This is a genomic window from Kribbella hippodromi (genome assembly GCF_039531045.1).
In the GTDB taxonomy this organism is placed as follows: Bacteria; Actinomycetota; Actinomycetes; order Propionibacteriales; family Kribbellaceae; genus Kribbella; species Kribbella hippodromi.
In genome coordinates this window covers 158,594-179,517 of record NZ_BAAAPH010000007.1, presented here as the reverse complement: position 1 = coordinate 179,517, position 20,924 = coordinate 158,594, and the positions used below count along the sequence as shown (strand labels likewise).

The following is a 20,924-nucleotide window of genomic DNA, read 5'->3' as shown; positions in this document are numbered from 1 at the left end:
ATTTTATCGGAAGCCGGACAAGGGTCGTGGCGACGACGATCGTCAGGTGCGGAAACTTCGACCGATCGGATTGATGGCGACGGGCCACGCCTGCGTGGACGTGTACCAGGGCTGCGTACCCGCGTTGGTGCCGTTCCTGGTCGCGGAGCGCGGGCTCGGGTACGTGGCGGTGTCCGGGATCACCTTGGCCGCCACGTTGCTGTCATCGGTGGTGCAGCCGCTGTTCGGCGTACTGACCGATCGGCGGCCGCTGACCTGGCTGATCCCGATCGCGATGACCACGGCCGGGCTCGGGATCGCGCTGATCGGCGTCGGCGACGGCTACCTACTCAGCTGGCTCGCCGCGGCGCTGTCCGGGCTCGGCGTGGCCGCGTACCACCCGGAGGCGGCGCGGATGGCGCGGGTGGTGAGCGGTGGCAGCCATGTCGGGATGAGCTGGTTCTCGGTCGGCGGGAACGTCGGCTTCGCGCTGGCGCCGGTCCTGGTCACGCCGATCATCGCCGCGGGCGGTCTCGCGCTGACGCCAGTGCTCGTCGTCCCGGCGATCTTCGGTGCGGCGATCACTTCGTGGGCGGTCCGCTCCCGGGTCACGGGCGCGGCCGCTCGTACCCAGGTGGAGGGACCGGACGATTGGTCGTCGTTCCTGCGGTTGTCGGTGATCATGGTCTGCCGGTCGATCGTGTTCGTCGGCCTCGGGACGTTCATCGCGCTGTACGCGGGACAGCGGGTCGGCGGCGGGACGGCCACCGGCGGGGTCGCGTTGTTCGTCCTGTTCGCGGCCGGTGCGCTCGGTACGTTGCTCGGCGGGCGGTTCGCGACCCGGTACGGGCGGGTTCGTACGCTGCGCGTCTCGTACGCGAGCGCGGTGCCGGCGCTCGCGGGCCTGGTGTTCGTACCCGGCCCGGCGTTCTTCGGGTTCCTCGCGCTGACCGCGATCGCGCTGTCGATCCCGTTCTCGCTGCATGTCACGCTCGGTCAGGACTTCCTGCCCGGCCGCGTCGGCACCGCCGGCGGCATGACGCTCGGCCTCGCGGTCAGCATCGGCGGCGTCGCGACCCCGGTCCTCGGCACGATCGCCGAGCACACCTCGCTGCGAGTCGCGCTGTCGACGCTGATCGCGCTCGCGCTGTGCGGCAGCCTGCTCGGGTACGCGCTCACCGAACCGGCCTGAGCGGCTCTCTCCGGCGCTAACCGGCCCTGTCCGGCAGGCGATAACCCGGTGGGGAATTGTTGCCGCCTCACATACATTGACCAGTAATATGACTACTACGCGAATCGACCGGACCGGAGTGGGACTCCGGTCCGAGCGGGGGCCGATTCTGCTGGCCGTGATGCTGAGTGTCGGGCTGGTCGCGATCGATGCGACGATCCTGGCGACGGCCGTCCCGTCGGTGGTCGCCGACCTCGGCGGCTTCACCCAGTTCCCGTGGCTGTTCTCGATCTACCTGCTGGCGCAGGCGGTGTCGGTGCCGATCTATGGCAAGCTCGCCGACCAGCGCGGGCGGAAGCCGCTGATGCTGCTCGGCGTCGGGCTGTTCGTGCTCGGGTCGGTGCTCTGTGGGTTCGCCTGGAGCATGCCGGCGCTGATCGCGTTCCGGCTGATCCAAGGGCTCGGCGCGGGGGCGATCCAGCCGATCGGCATGACCATCGTCGGTGACATCTACACGCTGGCCGAGCGGGCCAAGGTGCAGGGCTACCTCGCCAGCGTCTGGGGCATCTCGTCGTTCGTCGGGCCGACGCTCGGCGGCGTGTTCTCGGACTACATCTCCTGGCGGTGGATCTTCTTCGTGAACATCCCGCTCGGCGTCGCGGCCGCGTGGGTGCTGGTGCGCAAGTTCGACGAGAAGATCGGCGACAAGACCCGGCACCAGATCGACTACGCCGGCGCCATCCTGCTCGCGGTCGGCGGCTCGCTGTTGCTGCTCGGCCTGCTCGAGGGCGGCGTGATGTGGGACTGGAGCTCGACGACGAGCATCGTCATCCTGGCCGCGGCGGTCGTGCTGCTGGTGGCGTTCGTACTGGTCGAGCGTCGCGCCGCGGAGCCGATCCTGCCGTTGTGGGTGCTCGGGCAGCGCGTACTGAACTCGGCCAACTCGGCGGCGGTGCTGATCGGGTTGTTGATGATCGGACTGTCGACGTACGTGCCGCTGTATGCGCAGAGCGTGCTGGGTACGTCAGCGCTGGTCGCCGGCTTCGCGTTGGCGGCGATGACATTGGGCTGGCCGATCGCGGCGTCGCTCGCGGGGCGTATCTATCTGCGCGTCGGCTTCCGGACCACGATGACGCTCGGCGCGGTGATCGTCGTACTCGGGTCTGGGCTGTTGTTGATGGTTGGGCCGGACAGCTCCGTACTGCACCTGGCTGCCGCGTGCTTTGTGATCGGTATCGGGCTCGGGTTCTCCGCGTCGCCGTCGGTTGTGGCGGCGCAGTCGTCCGTGGACTGGCAGACGCGAGGCGTGGTGACCGGGGCGAACATGTTCTCGCGGTCCGTCGGCAGTGCGGTCGGGGTTGCACTGTTCGGGGCGGTGGCGAACGCGGTGGTCGCATCTCGGCTTGGCGACAAGCACGCTGACCTGGAGAAGGTCCCGGCCGGCGTACTCGCTCCCGCCGTGCATGACGTGTACTACGGCGCGGCCGCGGCTGCCGTACTGCTGGTGGTGGCCGTGCTGTTCATGCCGAACCGCATCACCGAACGGCCGCTGCGCTAGTACTACTAGGTTGATGCGCATGCGTGCTGTCGACTGTGTTGGTGCATTGATCCGGGACGAGCGGCAGCGCGTGTACCTGCACCGGCGCACGCCCGACCGGCGGCTGCTGCCTGGGATCTGGGACATCGTCGGTGGTCATCTGGAGCCGGGGGAGACGCCGGAGCAGGCGCTCGTCCGCGAGGTCGAGGAGGAGACCGGCTGGATGGTCCGCGACATCGTCTGGACGGTCGCGGACTGGGAATGGGAGTGGCAGGGGCGGGTACGCCGCGAGCTCGACTTCCTGATCACGGTCGACGGCGACCTCAGCCGGCCGGTGCTGGAGGCCGGGAAGCACGACGCATCTGCTTGGGCTGGACCGGATGACCTCGAACTGTTGATGGTCAATCGCACCGATGGCGATCGGCGGCTGCGGGACCTGGTCGCGCACACCGTGCGCACCAGGTTCACCGAACACCTCCGGCTTGAACCGATCACCGGACCGAACGGGGTCCTCCCCGGACATGCACCGGACCTGGAGCGCATCTTCGCCGACCCGTGGGTGGCGCGGTGGTACGACGGGTCGCTCACCGCGGACCAGGCAGCCGAACAGGCTCTCAAGCACCAGTCGGACTGGGAACGCGACGGGGCCGGCAAATGGGTCGCGTATGAGCGCACCAGCGGAGCCGTGGCGCGGGGCGAGGGCGAGGTCGCGGCCGGACGCGGCGGGCTCTCCCGCCTTCCCGCGAGTTCGCCGACCACCGAGGCGATCACCGCGCTCGCCGGACCTGATTGGGCCAGTGACCGGCTGGAGCTCGGCTGGGCGCTGGTTGAGTCAGCTCGCGGTCGTGGGTTGGCGACCGAGCTTGGGCGAGCCGGGTTGGACTACGCCTTCAACACCCTCGGCGCTCGCTCGGTGGTCGCCTTCACCGAACGGGTCAACACCGCGTCGCAGGCGGTGATGCGGCGGCTGGGCATGCGCTACCTCGGCGAGATCCACGCAGAGGGCTGGTCCACCGACGCCACTCAGATCCTGCCGGACGCCCCCTTCGCTGTGTACTTCGCGAAGAGCGGACCTGGAGCGGACATCTAGCGGTCCAGGGTGGTCACGAAGCGGGTCAGGAGGGTGGCGAAGGTGGTTCGTTCGCCGGGGGTCCAGTCGGCCATCGCGGCGGCGAAGCGGGACTGACGGTAGGCGTGGACGGTTGCCAGCTGGTCGTGGCCGGCTGACGTGAGGACCAGGTTCGTACGGCGGCCGTCCGCCTGGTCCGCCTCGCGCCGGAGCAGCCCACCCGCGACCGCGGCGGCAACCAGCTTGCTGGCCCGCGGCTGATCAACCCCAAGCGCAACCGCGACACCATTCACCCCGATCGCCTCATCCCCCGCCCCCTCAACCGCATCCAACACCTCCTGAACCGGATCCGGTCCGCCCGCCTGCACCGCGAACGTACGCCGGGTCTGCCGCCGCCGGATCGCAACCATCGCCGCCTCAACCGCCGCAACCGGGTCAGGCCGATCGGTATTGTCCATGTCCACTTCCAACTATATGCTTGTTGACATGTATATGTCGGGTGACAATAAGCCTATCGGGTGGTGGCTGAAGGAGGTGGACCGGCGGCTGGAGGCGGCGTTCGAGCGGGTGCTCGCGGCGGACGGGCTGACCCGCCGGCAGTGGCAGGCGCTGAACGCGGCCGCGGATGGGCAGCCGATCGCGGTGGCGCTGGCGCCGTTCCTGGACGACGACCCGGCCGGGCTCGCCGCGGTGACGAATCCGCTGGTCGAGCGCGAGTGGCTGACCGGCGACGAGCTGACGGCGGCCGGGTCGCGTGCCCTGGCGGACCTGACGGTCAAGGTCCAGGCGCACCGCCGCGAGGTCACGGCGGGCATTTCCGGTCAGGAGTACCTGACCACCGTCGGCGTACTGCGCCGGATGGCCGGCAACCTGAAGTGAAGGCTCCGAGTGTGACCGCCCAGGCGCGGCGGTCACACTCGGAGCCCAGCCACCTCAAGGGGGAGGTTCCCGGTGAGGTGTCGGGAGCCTCCGGTGTCCTACCGCCCAGGACACTCGGCCCTGCCTGGCCCGAGGTGTCGGCCAGGAGGTGGTTGGAACGGCTGGGCGGCGGCGATACAGGGAACTCAGCCGCCAAGCCCAGCCGGGCCGGTGGGCGGCGCGGTCCGGGGCTGAGGAGTGCCCCGGACCGCACCTGTGTGGTGTCCGGGACTGAGGAGTGCCCCGAACCTTCCGAACTGCCCCTGAACGTGAGGAGACTCCAGGGTGCAGCAACCGGGTCTGAGGAGGACCCGGACGCAGATGGGTGCTAAAGGTGTTCCGGTGGATGGTTCAGTCGGTGGAGTCGAGCGGTCCGAGCAGGTCGTTGGTGACCTTCAGACCGGCGAAACGGCGCCGCATCGCCTGCTCGTAGCGGGCGGCCAGTGGCGCTTCCGCGACGTACTGTGCGATCACGTGCTCGCCGAACCAGACCCGGACTCTGCGCCGGTGCTGTCTCGACGTCATTTCCGCGATGCTCACTACCTCTCACCCCGTAACTCTCAGGCCTTGCAACCAGTTGGACTTACTGGTTGTCATGGCAGTAATGGTGCACGAGCCCAACGTGACCGCTCTAGGACCTGGACCGGACCTTTGCCGGACCTCTTCCGGTCCTCTCGCGGACATCTGGGGGACAGCACCTTGTCGTGGGGCATGAGTCGAGACAACGTCTTAGCTGACGTGAACGGGAGGAACGATGGCGAGTAGGTACGCGCCAAAGACGGTCCTGGCGCACCTGATCCAGCGCCGGAACCAGACCTACTCCGAGATCGTCGCCGAGTTCGTCGAGCTGGGTGGAACCATCACCGAGCGGCACCTGCGGCGGCTCGCATCGGGCGAGCGCGCAGGGACCACTCCTCAGACCCGGCGCACCCTGCAACGCATGTTCGGCAAGCCGGTCGAGGAACTCCTCGCGCCGTACCAGGCCGAACCGGCTGCCCAGGTGGTGCCGGCACCTGCCGCGAGTGGACGGATCACGACAGGTAATGAGATGGAGGTTCTCGACATGGCTGCCAGCCGAGCGAGGGCGTTTGCCCTCGCGGCCCAGTCCGGTCTCGGAAGCGAGGCCATGGAACAGGTGTATGACGACGTACGCCACGCCGCCCAGGCGTACCCGCAGCGCCCCCTGCCCGAAATCCTCGGCCAGCTGGTCGAGACGCAGGACCTGGTCTTCGGTCTGCTGGAGAGCCGCCAGCGCCCGGACCACCACCGCCAGCTGTACTTCCTGGCCGGGGTGACCGGCGGTCTGCTGGCCAAGGCCTCGCACGACCTCGGCAACCCGCACGCCGCCCTGACCCAGGCGCGGACCGCGTTCCTCTGCGCCGACAACGCCGACCACCACGGTCTCCGGGCCTGGGTCCGCGGCCTGCAGTCCCTGGTCTCGTACTGGGCCGGCAACCCGCACGACTCGGTCCGCTACGCGCAGCTCGGCGCCGGGTACGCGGAGCAGGCGAACAGCACCACCAGCGTCTGGCTCCCGGTCAGCGAGGCCCGCGCCTGGGCCGCGCTCGGCAACCCGGAAGCGGCCCGGCACGCGCTCGAGCGCGCCGAGGACGCCTGGGACTCGGTCGAGAACGACGACCTGGACGCGATGGGCGGCCTGTGCACGTTCGGCCGCAACCGCCAGCTGTACTACGCCGCCGACGCGCTGGCGTGGCTGCCCGGTGAAGTCGACCAGGCCCAGCGGTACTCCAGCCAGGCAGTGGACGCGTACACCGACCAGAACCACCCGGAGTGGGCCTTCGGTGACGCCGCCGGCAGTCACGCCGCGATGGCGATCACCCGGATCGCGAGCGGTGAGCTGGACGGCGCGGCGGACGCGCTGGCCCCGGTGCTGACGCTGCCGACCGAGCGCCGGATCAACGGTGTCGTGCACTCGGCCCGCCGGGTCCACCAGGCGCTGCGGCAGTCCGGCCGCGCCGAGGACGCCCGCGAGCTGCAGGAAGAGATCGAGGCCTTCACCCGGACGCCGATGCAGACGTACCCCCGGTAGTCTCTGCCCGAAACCGGAGCGGTGGGGGAAAGGCAAGACAGCTATGGAGCTCAGCGGCGAGCTGACAGTACTGCGGGAATTCCGGACGTCCGACCTCGACGATTACCTGGCCATCGCCGGTGACGACCGGGTCACCACCTGGATGGCGTTCGACAGCTACGACCGGGCCAAGGCCGAGCAGAACCTGGCCGGCATCATCGAACGATCGGCGCAGCAGGACCGGCCGGACTACATGCTCGCCGTCACCCGGCCGGTCGACGACCGCGTGGTCGGGTTCGCCCGGATCGCGCCGAGCGGACCCTGGACGGCGAAGCTCGGGTACGCGATCCACGCCGACCAGTGGGGCCGTGGGTACGCCACCGACGCGGCCCGGACCCTGCTCCGGTTCTCCTTCGGCACCCTGGCCCGGCACCGGGTGACCGCCGCGATCGGCCCCGAGAACGAGGCCTCGATCGCGGTCGTGAAACGGCTCGGGTTCACGTACGAGGGCCAGCTTCGCGACCATGTCTTCACCAACGGCGGCTGGCGGGACTCGCTGCTGTACTCGCTGCTGGAAGCCGAGTACGCGCCCGCCTGATCGCGGCGCTTGGCGGGCTGGGGAGACTGGATTCATGGCCGCCACCAGTTCTGCTCCGCTGACTGCACTGAACCCGTTGCGGGACGGGCTCGCGCGGATGATCCTGACGAAGGTCGCCGGCCCGGACCCGTACGCCGAGCGCGACCGGGTACACAACACGCCCGGGCCGCGCTGGTTCGCGCCGGACCGGCCGATCCGGCGCGTGCACGGCGACGCGTCGATGTTCGCCGGTGGACTGCGCGCGCTGCTGCTGCAGTCGCTGCATCCGCTCGCGATGGCCGCGGTGGCGGCGCACTCCGGGTATCGCGGTGACCCGTGGGGGCGGTTGCGTCGTACGAGCTACTTCCTGGCCATCACGACGTACGGTGCTGTACCGGATGCCGAGGAGGCGATCGCGCACGTCCGGTCCGTACATGAACGTGTCCGGGGTACTAGTCCGGGTGGGGTGAAGTACAGGGCGTCGGACCCGCATTTGCTCAAGTGGGTGCACGTCGCGGAGGTGGACAGCTTCCTGCTGGCGCACCAGCGGTACGGCGCGCATCCACTGACTGCTGAAGAGCAGGACCTGTACGTTGAGGACGCTGCGCTAGTAGCTCGCAAGCTAGGTGTCATCGACCCACCAACCACGGTCGTCGAGCTGCAGCAGCTGTTGAAGGACTACCAGCCCGAGCTCCGCGGCACAGCGGAAGCACGCCAGGCCGCCCGCTTCATGCTGATTCACCCGCCCGTGCCTTGGGCGGTCAGACCGGCGTACGGCGTACTGACTGCTGCTGCGGTCGGACTGCTCCCGTGGTGGACCAGACTGCCGCTCCGGCTTCCGTACCTTCCACTGGCCGAGCGCACTGTAGTCCGCGCGGCCGGCGACGGCCTCACCAAGACCATCCGCTGGGCCCTTGCCTCACCGAGCCTGGAAGGCCGCACCGCGGCACCCGCCGTGCCCTAGGTTGTTCTTGTGCCGCTGCGTCCTCATCGTCCGCTTCCGCTGGCCACGCCGGCGGGTGTCGAGGTGTTGACCCGAATCCTCACGCAGGGCCCGATCCCGCGGGTGGAGATCGCGCGCCGGACGCGGCTGTCGCAGGCGGCGGTGACCAAGGCGGTGGCGCCGCTGATCGAGACCGGGTTCGTGACGGATCAGGCAGCGCCCGCGGACGAGGACAGCCAGGTCGGCCTCGGGCGGCCGGTGAGTCCGTTGACCGTCGTACCGAGCAGCGTTTCGGTGATCGGGATCAAGCTGACGCCGGCCAGTCTGATCGGCGTGACCACCGACTTCACCGCGGGCATCCTGAACGTACGGCACGAGCAACTCGACGACACCGCCCCGGAAGCCGTGATCGACCGGCTCGCGGAGCATGTGAAGGGCCTGATCGGTGCACTCAAGTCGGGTACGGCGGTGGCGGGCCCGCTGGCCGGGATCGGGATCGCGGTCTCGGGCGATGTCGACGCGGCGAACGGCGTGGTGCGCGACTCGCCGCTGATGGGCTGGCGCGGCGTGCCCGTCGCGGAACTGCTTGGCGATCGGGTCAGTCTGCCGATCGTGGTGTCCAACGACGTCCGCGCGCTGACGGTCGCGGAGCACTGGTTCGGCGTCGGCGTGGACGCGGACTCGTTCGCGCTGGTGACCATCGGCTCCGGGATCGGCTGCGGCCTGTACATCAACGGCGAGGTGGTGTCGGGTGCGTACGGAGTGTCCGGCGAGCTCGGCCATCTGCCGCTCGCGCCCGGCGAGCTGGTGTGTACCTGCGGCCGGCGTGGTTGTGTGGAGACCGTCGCGTCGTCGGATGCGATCCTGGCGAGGATTCGGGACACCACCGGCCGGCAGGACCTCGAGCTGGCCGGGGCGATCGAGCTTGCGCACGCGGGCGACCCGCAGGCCGGTGCCGCGTTCAACCGCGCCGGTGAGGTGATCGGCGCGGCGCTGGCGGCGATGGTGAACCTGGTCGGCCCCGAAGTGGTCGTGATCGCGGGCGAAGGAGTCGCCGAGTACGAGCTGTACGAGGAGCGGATGCGCCGCGCCTTCGCCGACCACGCTTTCGGCGCCGCGGGCAACTGCCGGCTGATGCTCCGCTCGCACACCTTCGACGACTGGGCCCGCGGCGCGGCGGCGACGGTGATCCGCGCCTACGTCCGCGCCGAACCCCCGCTGACCCGCTGATCCACTGGGGCCATTTCAGCGGTGAACCTCGCCGGTTGACCCTTCACCTCCCGGATGCGGGAGGTGAAGGGTCCATCTGAGAGGTGAACCTCTCAAATGGGCGCTGGGCGGGGGCGGGGTTAGGTGCGGGCGGCGGCTAGGATTTTGCGCCAGACCTTCTTGTACGAGTCGAGGCCGTCGGTGGCGAGCGGGCCGGTCGGGCCCGCAGTGATCGAGACGCGCTCCGGGATGGTGCCCCAGACCGGGATGCTCTCGGCCGCGTAGTGCTGCATGGCTTCCTGGTACGAGCGGGTGTACGTCCGCGCCGAGCAGATCACCAGGCCGGCCGGCACGTGATCGGGTACCAGCTCCATCACCGCCTTCACCCGCGGCGTCTCGACGCCGCCGACGCGGGTCGGGATGATCACGATCCGGGCCCGTTCGAGCGCCTTGTTCAGCAGGCGCTCGTGGGACGGCGGCATGTCCACGATGCCGATGCCCTCCGGCGGCACCTTGTCCAGCGCCTTGGTCAGCAGCCGTTCGGTCGGTGCCTCCGCGATCTCGATCCGGTTCAGGTGCTCGTCGTCGGAGTCGGCGATCCAGTCCGCGGCGCTGCCTTGCGGATCCGCGTCGACCAGGGTGGATGTGCGACGGTTGGAAGATGCCAGCGCGGCCAAGTACACCGACGTGGTTGTCTTCCCGACCCCGCCCTTCAGTGCAGCTGTCACGATGATCATGGAAAGAATCTACCCGGACCAGCCCGAATTCCGGCGTGTCGTCGGCGTTGCCGATTCACATTGTGATAGTTGCCCCCGGCCCATGTGAACAAGCTCAAGCCCACTTCAGTCTGCTCGCGGCCCCGGCAATGTGTGACCGTAGGACCATGCCGACCTCAGCCGATGTCCCATCCGGCCGCGCTGAACCCGGTCGTGAGCGGGACCGGGCAGCCCGGGCCGAGGCCGCGGCAGCCTGGCGGGTGGCGGCGATTCCGCATGCCGCGCCCGAGGCGGTGTTCAACGCGTACAGCGACAGCGGGCAAGGGTGGACCGGCGGCGACAGCACGTACGCCCAGCGGCTTCCGGACGGTCGCGTCCTCTGGGCGTTCTCCGACACCTTCGTCGGTCCGGTCAACGCCGACGGCTCCCGTCCCGCGACGACGGCGTTCGTCAGCAACTCCTTCGTCGTCGAGGAGGCGGACGCGTCGATCCACACGGTCACCGGGGGTACGAAAGAGTGGCCGGCCCCGCTGATCCCCTCCCCGGCCGACGGCTGGTACTGGCTCGGTGGCCGCACGCTGAACGGTGAGAACCTCGACGTGATGGCCCTCAGACTCCAGCGCACCGGCGAGGGGCAGTGGGACTGGCAGTGGGCCGGCAACAACCTCGCGCGCTTCGACAGCGAGACGTTGGCGCTGAAGGAGCTCATACCGCTGCCGTCCAATGCGAATATCCAATGGTCCGCCTGGGTGCTGGAAGAACAGGAGTCCACCTACGTGTACGGGGTGGAAGAAGCTGATGATGCCAAGTACCTGCACATTGCCCGCGTACCTGGTGCCGATCTGGCCGCGCAGCCATGGGAGTACTGGACCGGTGACGACTGGTCGAGGGAGGAGGCAGCCTCCGCGCGGGTGTTGAGCGGTGTGGCGAACGAACACAGTGTGACGCCCTGGAAGGACGGCTACCTGCTGGTCACGCACGACACCAGCGAGGCGTTCAATCCCCGGATTCTCGGCTACACCGCGGCTGCCCCCACGGGACCGTTCAGCAGTCCGGTCGAGCTCTACCGGACACCGGAGACGGGCACGGACCCACAGGTCTTCACGTACAACTCGCACGTTCAGCCGCACCTGAGCAGCGACGGCTCGCTCCTGATCAGCTACAACGTCAACACCATGGATCCGCAGGCTTTGTACCGCGCGGGCGGCACCTCCATCTACCGCCCGCGATTCGTCCGGGTCGAGCTCGAAGCCGAAACCCCCAGCACGCCCGAGGCACCTCGTGGGCGCGGCCGTACCGCACCACGCCCACAAACCGGCCGCGAGCGCTAGGCCAGGCACCGGCTAACTCGGTTTGCGGATCAGTTCGACCAGGGCGCTGAGGCCGGCGGGGCCGTGGCCGGCCGCGTCGGCTTGGGCGAAGAGGGCGGCGACGGCAGCAGGGACGGTGGTGTCCAAGGAGGCTTCGGCGAAGGCCTGGCGGACATGTTCGGCACCGACCGCCTGCATGTGCAGGTTGTTGTCGCCGCCGGGGTGGTCGCCGGTGTCGATCGACGTGGTCAGGATGCGGAGGAAGCCCATCGGGCCGTCCTCGGTCAGGTCATTGAGCATGGTGCTGACGTACGGGCGGAGCTGTTCGGCGCTGCCGACCAGACTGGCCGAGTAGAAGTAGCTGATCAGCGTGCTCCAGAAGATGTTCAGCATAGCCTGGTAGTAGAGCATCGCCAGGCCGGGGTCGGTACCCATGTGGTCGGCGCGGCCCAGTACCTCGAGCGTCGACTGGTGGTCGGTCAGCGCCTGCTTCGGCCCGGCATAGAACACGTACGCGCCCGGCTGCCCGATCCCGGGCGGCGGCACCATGATGCCGCCGGTGACGAGGACACCACCGCGCTCGTCCACCCACTGGCTCGCCTCACGCAACCGCTCCGGGCTGTCCGAGCTCAGGTTCACCAGGACCCGCCCGGTGAGGTCCACGTCCGCCAGCGACTCGAACATCGACTTGTAGTCGACCTGACTGATCACCACCAATTCACTCGCCGCCACCGCCTCGGCCGCGGTCGGAGCCGCCACCGCGCCCAACCCGTCCGCCTTGCCCGGCGTCCGGTTCCACACCGTGGTCGGATGCCCCGCCGCCACGAACTTCCGGGCCATCATCGACCCCATCGAGCCCAGCCCGATCACTGTCACTGCTTCTCGTGAACTCATGCGGCCGATGCTCGGCGAACGCACTACGGGTTTACTACGGGTATGTACTTCGGGGTGCTCGGTCCGCTGCTGGTACGGACGGATGCCGGCGATGCGGTCGCCGTACCCGACACGAAGGTCCGCACTTTGCTGCTCGACCTGCTGGCGAACCACGGCCGCCCGGTCAGCGCGGACCGGCTGATCGACGACCTGTGGGGCACCCGGCCGCCACGCAGCGCGACCGGCACGCTGCAGGCCCGCGTCTCCCAGCTGCGTACCACACTGAACCGCGCCGAGCCGGGCGCCCGTGCGCTGATCCAGCACGGCCCCGCCGGGTACACGCTGGCCGCTGGTGTTGTCGACAGCAACAACTTCGAGCAGTACGTCCGTACTGGCCGGCTGCGCGAGGCCCTTGGGTTGTGGCGCGGTCCGGCGTACGCGGATGTGCCCGACCACGAGTTCGCCCGCGCCGAACGGGACCGGCTGGACAACCTGTACCTGACCGCGCTGGAGGACCTGTCCAGTCGTGGCGAGGACGTACTCCCGGAAACGACCGCACTGATTCAGCAGCGGCCACTGGACGAGCGCCTGCACGCCGTACATCTCCGAGCGCTCTACCGCGCGGGACGCCAGCACGACGCGCTCCGGGCGTACGCAGACCTGCGCACCGTCCTAGCAGACGAACTCGGCGCCGACCCCGGACCGGAACTGGCTGAACTACACCAGGCGATCCTCCGCCACGAGCCGTCGCTCCGGCGCGGCCCAGCGCTGCCCGCTCCACTCAACGACCTGATCGGCCGAGCGGACGCACTAGCCGCTGCACAACAACAGCTCGCCCAGAACCGCCTAGTCACCCTGGTTGGACCAGGTGGGGTCGGCAAGACCCGCCTGGCCCTGGAGCTCGGCCGCAACCACACCACCGACGTACGCCTGCTGGAGCTCGCTCCACTACGCCAGGACGACGTACTGGAGGCGCTAGCGACCGCGCTGGATCTCCGCGACGAGTCAACTGACCTCCTCCCACGCCTGCTCAACTCACTCCGCACCAGACAGCTCCTGCTGATCATCGACAACTGCGAACACCTGGACCTGGCAGACCTCGTCGCCAGCCTCCTCGCCAAGGCACCCGGTCTGCGCGTTCTGGCAACCAGTCGAGAGCCGCTAGGCCTGACCGGTGAACAGGTACTCGACGTACCACCCCTGACGAGCTCCGCAGCGGTAGAACTGTTCCAAGCACGCTCCGGCGTCACCGAAGGCGTAGCAGCGATCTGCGACCGCCTGGACGGCATCCCGCTCGCACTCGAACTGGCTGCAACCCGCGTACGCGCATTGGGTGTGCAAGGACTGGTGGAACGACTGGACGACCGTTTCCGGTTGCTGTCCGGCGGCAAAGCCGGTCCGGAACGTCAACGGACGCTGCGAGCGACCATCGACTGGAGCTGGGAGCTACTGACCGACGAGGAGCGGCAGATGCTCCGCAGACTCGCAGTCCATGCCGGTACGTTCTCGCTGGAGGCTGCGGCCAAGGTGAGTGAGCTACCGGAGCACGTCTTGCTCGCACTTGTGGACAAGTCGCTCGTAGCAGCAACAGCCGGCCGCTACCACCTGCTGGAGTCCGTGGCGGCGTACAGCCTGGAGCGGCTGACCGAGGCCGGTGAAGTGGCTGCTACCCGCGAGAAGCACGCGACCTACTACCTGCAACTCGCTCAGCAGGCCGAGCTGCATGGACCTGGTCAGCGGGTCTGGCTGCGCCGGCTCGACCAGGAGGCGGCCAACTTCCGGGTCATCCCACCATCGCTGGAGCTGGTCAACGCGCTCGCCTGGTACTGGTACCTCCGCGGCCGGTACGGTGAAGCACGTCGTGCTCTGGCGGCGGCGATCGCCCTACCGGAGCAGCAGCCGGCTCTTCGTACCAGGGCAGTGGTTTGGCTGGCTGGGATGACCGCGACCGACGCCGACGCCACGGACGTCGCCACGGCGGGCGATCGGGCGCTGGAAGGGATCGGCGACGACCCGGACGCGTGGTGGTTCCTGACCATGACCCGCTGGGCGTACGGCGACCCGGTCGTACTGATGGAACGCATCGACCGAGCGATCGCCGGCTTCACCGCCCGCGACGACCAATGGGGCGTGGCGGCGGCACTCAGTACCCGCGCGCAACTCAACATCGTGCACGCCGACGTGGACGCGATGCGGCGGGACAGCCTGCGCAGTCTCGAGCTCTTCGACGAGCTGGACGACGACTGGGGCCGGCTGCAGGCGGCGTACACCTTGATCGTGGCCGCCGAGATCACCGGCGACTACCAGACCGCGACCGCATACCTCGAAGAGGCGATCCGGCACGCGGAAGATCTGGGCCTGTGGACAGAGGTCTCGTTCCGGACCGCCGGGCTGGGCCGGATCGCCTTGCTGACCGGCGACTACGCGCGCGCCGACGAGCTGCACGAACAGGCCCGCCTGCTGGCGAGCGAGCAGTCGAACAAGTCCGCCGAGGAGTACGCCGAGATCGGCCTCGGGCTGTCCGCGCGCTGGCAGGGACGGTTGGACGACGCCGAGCGGCTTTTCACCAAGTGGCTCCGCTGGCTGGAGCAGGTCGGTGGCACGCCCGGGATCGGGTTCATCAACAACCAGCTGGGGTACGTCGCCGAGCAGCGCGGCGACTTCGCGACCGCCCGCCGGCTGCACCAGCGCGGGCTCGACCTTGCGCGTCAGATCGGTGACGAACGGGCGATCGCGCTCGCGCTCGAAGGGCTGGCCGGCGCGACCGAGGAACCCGGTCGCGCCCTGGACCTGCTCGCCGAAGCGGCCGCTCTCCGGGAGCAGGTCGGCGTCCCGCTCCCACCGGCCGAACGCTTCGACGTCGACCGAGCCATCCGCCGCGCCGAAAGCCGAGCCTGAACGCGCAGCCGAACACCGCGCTGATCGGTGAGTCGCCGGGCTGAAGGCAGTGGTGTCAGCGACCCAGCCAGGCGTTGACCTTCGGCTGGTTGTCCTTGACCCACTTCTCGGCCGCCTGGTCCGGCGTCAGCTTGTCCACCGCGATCATCCGCGCGACCGCGTTCTGGTCCTCGTTCGTCCACTTGAACCGCTTGACCAGGTCGTACGCCGGGCTGCCCGAGTCGGCGAACTTCTTCGACACGATCTTGTCCAGGTCGTACGGCGGGTAGTCACAGGCCACCTTCGCCGGCACGGCGTCACAGCCGGCCGTCCACTTCGGCAGGTTGACCTTCACCAGCTTGACCTCGTTGAAGAACCACTGCGGCTCGTAGAAGTACGCGAGCAGCGGCCGCTTGTTCTTCTCCGCGTCCCGGAACGACTGGATCAGCGCCGTCTCACTGCCGCTCTGCACGACCTTGTAGTTCAGCGACAGGTTCTTCACCAGCGCCTCGTCGTTGGTCACGTACGAAGGATCGCCGTCGAGCAACTGCCCTTTGCCACCGGACTCCGACGTCTTGAACAACCCGGCGTACTTGTTCAGGTTCTTCCAGTCGGTGATGTCCGGGTACTTCGCCGCCATCCACGGCGGCACGTACCACCCGATCACACCCTTGACTCCGGTGGAACCGGCCTCGACCGCGACCTTGTCCTCGGTGATGTACTTCTTCTTCAGGTCCTCGTGCCCCCAGTTCTCCAGGTTCACGTCCACCTCGCCGGTGGCGAAGCCCTGCCAGGCGATCTCCTCCTTGAGGTTCTTCTTCACCACCTTGCAGCCGAGGTCCTTGGTCGCGACGTACGACACCACGGCCGCGTTCGCCTCGTACCCGACCCACGGGCTGACGGTCAGGTTGAAGGTGCCGCAGTCCTTGCCCCCGGCGGCCGGCTTGTCGTCGGCGATCTTCTGCCCACCACAGCCCGCCAGCGCGAGCGCGACGGCCGTCAGCACACCGGCGTACCGGAGTCTCTTCACCGCTTGTCTCCCCTGCTTCTGATTCGATTGGAGCCTTGATAGTTCTGGGTCCGGCGAGCCGCCGCCTGCGTCACCCGGTCGAGCAGCACACCGAGCAGCACGATCGCCAGCCCCGCGGCCAATCCCTTGCCGTACAGGTCGCTCTGCGCGAAGCCCGCGGACACGTCGTACCCGAGCGCGCCGGCGCCGACCAGGCCACCGACGACGACCATCGAGAGGACGTAGATCAGGCCTTGGTTGATCGCCAGCGTGATCGCCCGCCGGGCCACCGGCAGCTGTACTTTGCTGATCACCTGCCAGCTGCTGGAGCCGACCGAGTTCGCCGCCTCGACGGTGGCGACCGGGACCGCTTTGATGCCGTCGGCAACGATCTTGGTGGTGACCGGGACCGCGAACACCACCGCGGCCGCGATCGCGGTGAACCGGCTGCTGCCGAACAATGCGAGGAAGGGCACCAGGTACACGAACGGCGGCATCGTCTGGCCGGCGTCGAGTAAGGGCCGGATCCAGACGTCGACGCGGTGGTTCCGCCCGGCCCACACTCCGAGCGCGAGCCCGGCCGCGACCACCACGACGGTCGCGATCAGCGTGGACGCGAGGGTGACCATGCTGTCCTGCCACAACCCGGTCGCCACCAGCAGTCCGGTACACACCGCCGCCGGAACGGCCGCCCGCCAGCCACCGAGGACGGCAGCCAGCGCGACGACGACGGCTGCGACCAGCCACCACGGCGAGCCGGTGAGCAAGCCCTCGAACGGGTTGAGCAGTGCGTTCGTCACCGCGTCGCGTACGCCGTAGGTGAAGCCGCCGAAGACATCCTGCACCCAGTTCGACACGCTGGTGGTGATTGCGGCGATCCGCGCACCGAGGACACCGTCCGACGGGAACTCGGCCGCCCAGACGTAGGTGTGCGAGAACCAGATCGCGACCAGTACGCCGACAGCTCCCACGCCGAGCAGGATCCGCCGCCTGATGTTCGCCGTCCGCCACGGGCGATCACCCGCGGCGGTGGTGACGCGGTCGAGAACGATCGCGAGTACGACGATCGCCAGGCCGGAGTTGAACGCGACACCGACATCGAGCGTCCGCAGGGCCGTCAGTACGGTCTGGCCCAGGCCCGGTGCGTCGATCAGCGCGGCCACGGTCACCATCGACAAGGCCGCCATGATGGTCTGGTTGATGCCGACGACAACGGTCGACCGCGACATCGGCAGCAGCACCTTGGTCAGCGTCTGCCCGCGCGTCGATCCGAGCGAGCGCGCCGCCTCGACGCTCTCCGGCGGAACCGAGCGGATCGCGTGCGCGGTCAGCCGGACGGCCGGCGGCGCCGCGTAGATCAGCGTGGCGATCGTGGCGGCGGCCGGACCGATCGCGAAGAACAGGGTCAGCGGCGCCAGGTACACGAACGTCGGCAGGGTCTGCATCAGGTCGAGGACGAGCGTCGCGACCTTGAACGCGCGATCGGACAGCCCGGCCCAGATGCCCAGCGGAATCGCCACCAGCAACGACAGCAGCACCGCGGCGATGGTCAGCGAGAGCGTGTCCATGCTCTCCTGCCACAGCCCTTGCAGACCGATGAACCCGAAGCCGGCCGCGGTCAGGACGGCGACCTTCCAGTTGCCGAACGCCCACGCGCAGTACGCCGCGAGCGCGACCACGCCGAGCCAGCCGATCACCGGCACCGGGCGGTCGAACGACGGCTGCGAGATCAGGTCCTGGAGCAGGACGACGAAGTTGCCGACGGCGATCCGGATCCCGCCGAAAAGCACGTTGCCCTGGCCGAGGTCGTACCGATGATCGTTCAGCCAGCGGTGCAGCGCGGTGGTGTCCTGACCGCCGAGCGCGAGGGTGTCGATACCGCGGAGCAGGAAGTACGCGGCGACCCAGACGACCAGCAGGACGCCGGCCACCACGCTTCGCCGCGGCCGCCGGACCTCGATCTCGGCGTCGCTGGTGATCGCCGTCATCAGGCGGGCTGGTGGTTCGGCGGCGCGACCACGGCGAGGATCTCCTCGTCGCCGATCACCCCGAGCAGCGTGCCACCCTCGACGACCTTGACCGGGCGGCTCGCCTCCAGCACCGGCCGGGTCGCGTCCCGGACCAGCACGTCCGCGTCGAGCTCCGGCCCGTCCAGCGGCTCGTCCGGGCGCGGGTCGCGGACGATCCAGCGCAGGGTCAGTACGTCGGCCCGCGGTACTTCGCTGACGAACTCGCGGACGTAGTCATCGGCCGGCGCACCGACCAGCTCGTCGCCGGTGCCGAGCTGCACCGCGGCGCCGTCGCGCATCAGCAGAATCCGGTCGCCCAGCTTGAGCGCCTCGGACAGGTCGTGGGTGATGAACACCATCGTCTTGCCGACCTCACGGTGCAGCCGCACCACCTCGGTCTGCATCTCGCGCCGGATCAGCGGGTCCAGCGCGGAGAACGGCTCGTCGAACAGCAGCACGTCCGGGTCGTTCGCGAGCGCTCGCGCCAGGCCGACCCGTTGCTGCATGCCACCGGACAACTGCTCCGGGTAGAAGTTCTCGTTGCCGGCCAGGCCGACCAGGTCGATCACCTCCTGGGCGCGGCGGCGCCGGTCCGGCTTGCTCTCGCCGCGGATCTCCAGGCCGTACGAGACGTTGTCGATCACCTTGCGGTGCGGGAGCAGGCCGAAATGCTGGAAGACCATCGAGAACTTGCTCCGGCGCAGCGCGCGCAGCCGCTTCTCGTCGGCCGCGCGCAGGTCCTCGCCCTCGAACAACAGACTGCCCGCGGTCGGTTCGATCAGCCGGGTCAGGCAGCGCACCAGCGTGGACTTGCCCGAGCCGGACAAGCCCATCACGACGAAGACCTCACCCGGTGCGACGTCGAAACTCAGGTCGCGGACGGCCGCCGTACACCCGGTCTTCGCGAACAGGCCGGCCCGGTCCAGCGCGGCCAGGTCCGGCTGCCGCGGCACGCGCTGGGCCTTCGGGCCGAACACTTTCCACAGCCCCTGGACGGACAACAGCGCATCGGCGTCCTGCACGTCGGGGTATTCGAGCTGAGCGGTCACAGGTAAACCCTCGCATCCCCGCCGGCGGATACAGCGCGTACTAGTGTCCCGTAAGCGATGTAGCTTGAACGATAGCGGTGTCCAGGTGCGTGCATCGGGGTGCTTGGTCAGTGGCCTCGATGCGGAGCATCGTGGGCGCTGGGCAAGTGCCGCGAGGTGCGTGCCTGGGCGCCGATAGCGTCAAGCTACATCGCTTACGGGGCACTGGCTGACCGCGACTGTACCCAACGCGCGGTCCCAGGGCTTCCCGCCGGGGTGTCAGCTGGGCTGGTAGGGCGGTGCCTCGCCCCAGCCCCAGTGCGGGACCGGCGCCTGCGGGGGCGGGGTCGCGCCGGGCTGGGAGTTGGCCAGCGCGATCCGCGTGCCCCACTCGATGTAGGCGACGAACGCCGAGCGGAACTCGGGATCGTCCGGGAGGCCGGCCGGGTCCGCGCTCTGGACGATCAGCGCGGCCCAGCGGGACCGCTGTTCCTCGGTCAGCCCGAGGTTCAGGTGGTGGGCGAGCATCGCCGGGTAGCCGCCTAGCTCGTCCGTGTACGTGCTCGGGCCGCGGAAGACCTCGCCGAGCCAGAGCGCGACATGCTCGCGATGGTTCTCGCTCATGTGCGCGAAGACGGGCGCCAGGACCGGGTCCTCGAGCACCGCATCGTAGAAGACCTCGGTCAGCCGGCGAAGCGCATCGTGGCCGCCGGCCCACTCGTACAGCGTCGGAGTTGTCACGTAATCATGTAATCACACGAAGAGGGCATCCGCGACCGCCGCGAGCTCGTCCTCCAGCCGGGTCGCGCCGTCCTCGGCGAACCAGAGCACGTTCTGCAGGATCCGGCCCGCGGTCCAGGCCAGCGCGCGATCGCGGTCGATCCCGGTCACGTCGAGCATCAGCGCGAACCGGTCCCGGATCGCCTGCGCCACGTCACCGGTCTCGACCAGATCGTCCCAGCGGTTCCACAGCACCGGGAAGAGCTCGAACGCCGGATCGCCGGCCAGCGGCTTCGGGTCGATCACCAGCCACGGACGCCGGTCAGCGGCCATCACGTTGAGGTAGTGCAGGTCCCAATGCAGCAGGCGGTCGCCGGACTCGGGCAGCACCTCGCGTACCTGATCAACGAACCGGCGTACCAGCTGCCGCTCCGCCGGGTCGGTGAGCCGGGGGAGCCAGCGGGGTGCGTCCTCGATCATCTGGGCGGCGACATCCCCCAGGCGGCGTACGCCCTGCGGTGCGGGCACGGCGCTCAGGTGAGTCAGCAATTCGGCCAGGATGCGGGTTGCCTCGACAGGGTCAGGCAGGTCGTCGAGCGTACGCGGCTGGAGGCGTTCCAGCAGCAAGGTCGAGGTTTCCGGGTCGTCCTCGAGCACGCCGACCACGTCGTCGCGGTTCCAGGTCCGGAGCGCGAGCGCCTCGGCCTCGGTCTCGTCATTGACCGGCTGCAGCTTGAGCATCGCGGCCGCGCCGTCCCGGCGGACGACCGGCAGGATCAGCGAGGCCTCGCCACTGATCGGCGCGCCGTCGACGGTCAGCTCCCACTCGCGAACGTACCGCTCCGCCGCCGCTGGCAGCCCGGCCAGCCACTCCGCGCCCTTCTCCCGATGGTTCCGGATCAGCTTCGCGGGGATCTCGATCACACCGGCACAGTAAGCGGTTCCGCGGG

19 protein-coding genes are annotated in these 20,924 nt (G+C 69.1%); 10 read left to right on the top strand and 9 right to left on the bottom strand.

The window, feature by feature from the left end:
- The first annotated feature begins 46 nt into the window (after positions 1-46).
- The 3 genes from ABD260_RS13175 (at position 47) to ABD260_RS13165 (ending at position 3,777) form a co-directional block, all read left to right on the top strand.
- Positions 47-1,171 carry an MFS transporter gene (locus tag ABD260_RS13175; protein ID WP_344233741.1) on the top strand — a complete coding sequence of 375 codons (1,125 nt, stop codon included), beginning with the start codon at positions 47-49 and terminating at the stop codon, positions 1,169-1,171.
- A gap of 88 nt (positions 1,172-1,259) precedes the next feature.
- Entirely contained in the window at positions 1,260-2,708 is a 1,449-nt protein-coding gene (locus tag ABD260_RS13170) for an MDR family MFS transporter (RefSeq protein WP_344233740.1), read from the top strand.
- A 19-nt stretch (positions 2,709-2,727) separates the two neighbouring features.
- Positions 2,728-3,777, top strand: coding sequence for a GNAT family N-acetyltransferase (locus tag ABD260_RS13165; RefSeq protein WP_344233739.1), 1,050 nt, complete (start codon positions 2,728-2,730; stop codon positions 3,775-3,777).
- Here the strand turns inward: ABD260_RS13165 and ABD260_RS13160 are convergent.
- Complete coding sequence (locus ABD260_RS13160) at positions 3,774-4,214, bottom strand: MarR family winged helix-turn-helix transcriptional regulator (protein ID WP_344233738.1); 441 nt, start codon at positions 4,212-4,214, stop codon at positions 3,774-3,776. The two genes, ABD260_RS13165 and ABD260_RS13160, sit on opposite strands and share 4 nt — an antisense overlap.
- A gap of 34 nt (positions 4,215-4,248) precedes the next feature.
- On the opposite strand from ABD260_RS13160, the gene ABD260_RS13155 reads away from it, so the two are divergent.
- Positions 4,249-4,635, top strand: coding sequence for a MarR family winged helix-turn-helix transcriptional regulator (locus tag ABD260_RS13155; protein WP_344233737.1), 387 nt, complete (start codon positions 4,249-4,251; stop codon positions 4,633-4,635).
- 390 nt (positions 4,636-5,025) lie between these two features.
- Here ABD260_RS13155 and ABD260_RS13150 read toward each other — a convergent pair whose 3' ends face one another.
- Positions 5,026-5,199, bottom strand: coding sequence for a hypothetical protein (locus ABD260_RS13150; protein WP_165549662.1), 174 nt, complete (start codon positions 5,197-5,199; stop codon positions 5,026-5,028).
- 229 nt (positions 5,200-5,428) lie between these two features.
- Between ABD260_RS13150 and ABD260_RS13145 the strand changes: the two genes are divergently transcribed.
- From ABD260_RS13145 to ABD260_RS13130, 4 genes are read left to right on the top strand one after another with little or no spacing between them, the layout of a single operon-like run.
- Entirely contained in the window at positions 5,429-6,724 is a 1,296-nt protein-coding gene (locus ABD260_RS13145) for an NsdA family TPR-like regulatory protein (RefSeq protein ID WP_344233736.1), read from the top strand.
- A gap of 43 nt (positions 6,725-6,767) precedes the next feature.
- The gene (locus ABD260_RS13140) at positions 6,768-7,301 is read left to right on the top strand and encodes a GNAT family N-acetyltransferase (RefSeq protein ID WP_344233735.1); all 534 of its coding nucleotides are present in this window, start codon (positions 6,768-6,770) and stop codon (positions 7,299-7,301) included.
- A gap of 34 nt (positions 7,302-7,335) precedes the next feature.
- Entirely contained in the window at positions 7,336-8,244 is a 909-nt protein-coding gene (locus ABD260_RS13135; RefSeq protein ID WP_344233734.1) for an oxygenase MpaB family protein, read from the top strand.
- A gap of 9 nt (positions 8,245-8,253) precedes the next feature.
- Positions 8,254-9,453, top strand: coding sequence for an ROK family transcriptional regulator (locus ABD260_RS13130; protein ID WP_344233733.1), 1,200 nt, complete (start codon positions 8,254-8,256; stop codon positions 9,451-9,453).
- A 119-nt stretch (positions 9,454-9,572) separates the two neighbouring features.
- Here ABD260_RS13130 and ABD260_RS13125 read toward each other — a convergent pair whose 3' ends face one another.
- Positions 9,573-10,169 carry a ParA family protein gene (locus tag ABD260_RS13125; RefSeq protein WP_184838677.1) on the bottom strand — a complete coding sequence of 199 codons (597 nt, stop codon included), beginning with the start codon at positions 10,167-10,169 and terminating at the stop codon, positions 9,573-9,575.
- Positions 10,170-10,315: 146 nt separating this feature from the next.
- Between ABD260_RS13125 and ABD260_RS13120 the strand changes: the two genes are divergently transcribed.
- On the top strand, positions 10,316-11,479 hold the full coding sequence (locus tag ABD260_RS13120) for a DUF4185 domain-containing protein (protein ID WP_344233732.1): 1,164 nt from the start codon (positions 10,316-10,318) through the stop codon (positions 11,477-11,479).
- A 12-nt stretch (positions 11,480-11,491) separates the two neighbouring features.
- On the opposite strand, the gene ABD260_RS13115 is transcribed toward ABD260_RS13120, so the two are convergent.
- The gene (locus ABD260_RS13115) at positions 11,492-12,352 is read right to left on the bottom strand and encodes an imine reductase family protein (protein ID WP_344233731.1); all 861 of its coding nucleotides are present in this window, start codon (positions 12,350-12,352) and stop codon (positions 11,492-11,494) included.
- Positions 12,353-12,394: 42 nt separating this feature from the next.
- On the opposite strand from ABD260_RS13115, the gene ABD260_RS13110 reads away from it, so the two are divergent.
- Positions 12,395-15,229 (top strand): AfsR/SARP family transcriptional regulator, encoded by a 2,835-nt coding sequence (locus tag ABD260_RS13110; protein WP_344233730.1) that lies wholly within the window; start codon positions 12,395-12,397, stop codon positions 15,227-15,229.
- A 55-nt stretch (positions 15,230-15,284) separates the two neighbouring features.
- Here ABD260_RS13110 and ABD260_RS13105 read toward each other — a convergent pair whose 3' ends face one another.
- The 5 genes from ABD260_RS13105 to ABD260_RS13085 form a co-directional block, all read right to left on the bottom strand.
- Positions 15,285-16,238, bottom strand: coding sequence for an ABC transporter substrate-binding protein (locus ABD260_RS13105; RefSeq protein ID WP_344233729.1), 954 nt, complete (start codon positions 16,236-16,238; stop codon positions 15,285-15,287).
- Positions 16,235-18,205, bottom strand: a complete 1,971-nt coding sequence (locus ABD260_RS13100; protein ID WP_344233728.1) for an ABC transporter permease — start codon at positions 18,203-18,205, stop codon at positions 16,235-16,237. Before ABD260_RS13100 ends, ABD260_RS13105 begins: the two co-directional genes overlap by 4 nt.
- The gene (locus ABD260_RS13095; RefSeq protein WP_344233727.1) at positions 18,205-19,275 is read right to left on the bottom strand and encodes a quaternary amine ABC transporter ATP-binding protein; all 1,071 of its coding nucleotides are present in this window, start codon (positions 19,273-19,275) and stop codon (positions 18,205-18,207) included. Before ABD260_RS13095 ends, ABD260_RS13100 begins: the two co-directional genes overlap by 1 nt.
- A 258-nt stretch (positions 19,276-19,533) precedes the next feature.
- On the bottom strand, positions 19,534-19,995 hold the full coding sequence (locus ABD260_RS13090) for a group II truncated hemoglobin (protein WP_344233725.1): 462 nt from the start codon (positions 19,993-19,995) through the stop codon (positions 19,534-19,536).
- A 12-nt stretch (positions 19,996-20,007) separates the two neighbouring features.
- Positions 20,008-20,898 carry an aminoglycoside phosphotransferase family protein gene (locus ABD260_RS13085; RefSeq protein WP_344233724.1) on the bottom strand — a complete coding sequence of 297 codons (891 nt, stop codon included), beginning with the start codon at positions 20,896-20,898 and terminating at the stop codon, positions 20,008-20,010.
- Positions 20,899-20,924: the final 26 nt, after the last annotated feature.

Coding starts and splice junctions, on each gene's coding strand:
- ABD260_RS13115 (WP_344233731.1), bottom strand. CDS start 12,352: ATGAGTTCACGAGAAGCAGTGACAGTGATCGGGCTGGGCTCGATGGGG.
- ABD260_RS13160 (WP_344233738.1), bottom strand. CDS start 4,214: ATGGACAATACCGATCGGCCTGACCCGGTTGCGGCGGTTGAGGCGGCG.
- ABD260_RS13135 (WP_344233734.1), top strand. CDS start 7,336: ATGGCCGCCACCAGTTCTGCTCCGCTGACTGCACTGAACCCGTTGCGG.
- ABD260_RS13155 (WP_344233737.1), top strand. CDS start 4,249: ATGTCGGGTGACAATAAGCCTATCGGGTGGTGGCTGAAGGAGGTGGAC.
- ABD260_RS13120 (WP_344233732.1), top strand. CDS start 10,316: ATGCCGACCTCAGCCGATGTCCCATCCGGCCGCGCTGAACCCGGTCGT.
- ABD260_RS13165 (WP_344233739.1), top strand. CDS start 2,728: ATGCGTGCTGTCGACTGTGTTGGTGCATTGATCCGGGACGAGCGGCAG.
- ABD260_RS13140 (WP_344233735.1), top strand. CDS start 6,768: ATGGAGCTCAGCGGCGAGCTGACAGTACTGCGGGAATTCCGGACGTCC.
- ABD260_RS13170 (WP_344233740.1), top strand. CDS start 1,260: ATGACTACTACGCGAATCGACCGGACCGGAGTGGGACTCCGGTCCGAG.
- ABD260_RS13145 (WP_344233736.1), top strand. CDS start 5,429: ATGGCGAGTAGGTACGCGCCAAAGACGGTCCTGGCGCACCTGATCCAG.
- ABD260_RS13100 (WP_344233728.1), bottom strand. CDS start 18,205: ATGACGGCGATCACCAGCGACGCCGAGATCGAGGTCCGGCGGCCGCGG.
- ABD260_RS13150 (WP_165549662.1), bottom strand. CDS start 5,199: ATGACGTCGAGACAGCACCGGCGCAGAGTCCGGGTCTGGTTCGGCGAG.
- ABD260_RS13125 (WP_184838677.1), bottom strand. CDS start 10,169: ATGATCATCGTGACAGCTGCACTGAAGGGCGGGGTCGGGAAGACAACC.
- ABD260_RS13110 (WP_344233730.1), top strand. CDS start 12,395: ATGTACTTCGGGGTGCTCGGTCCGCTGCTGGTACGGACGGATGCCGGC.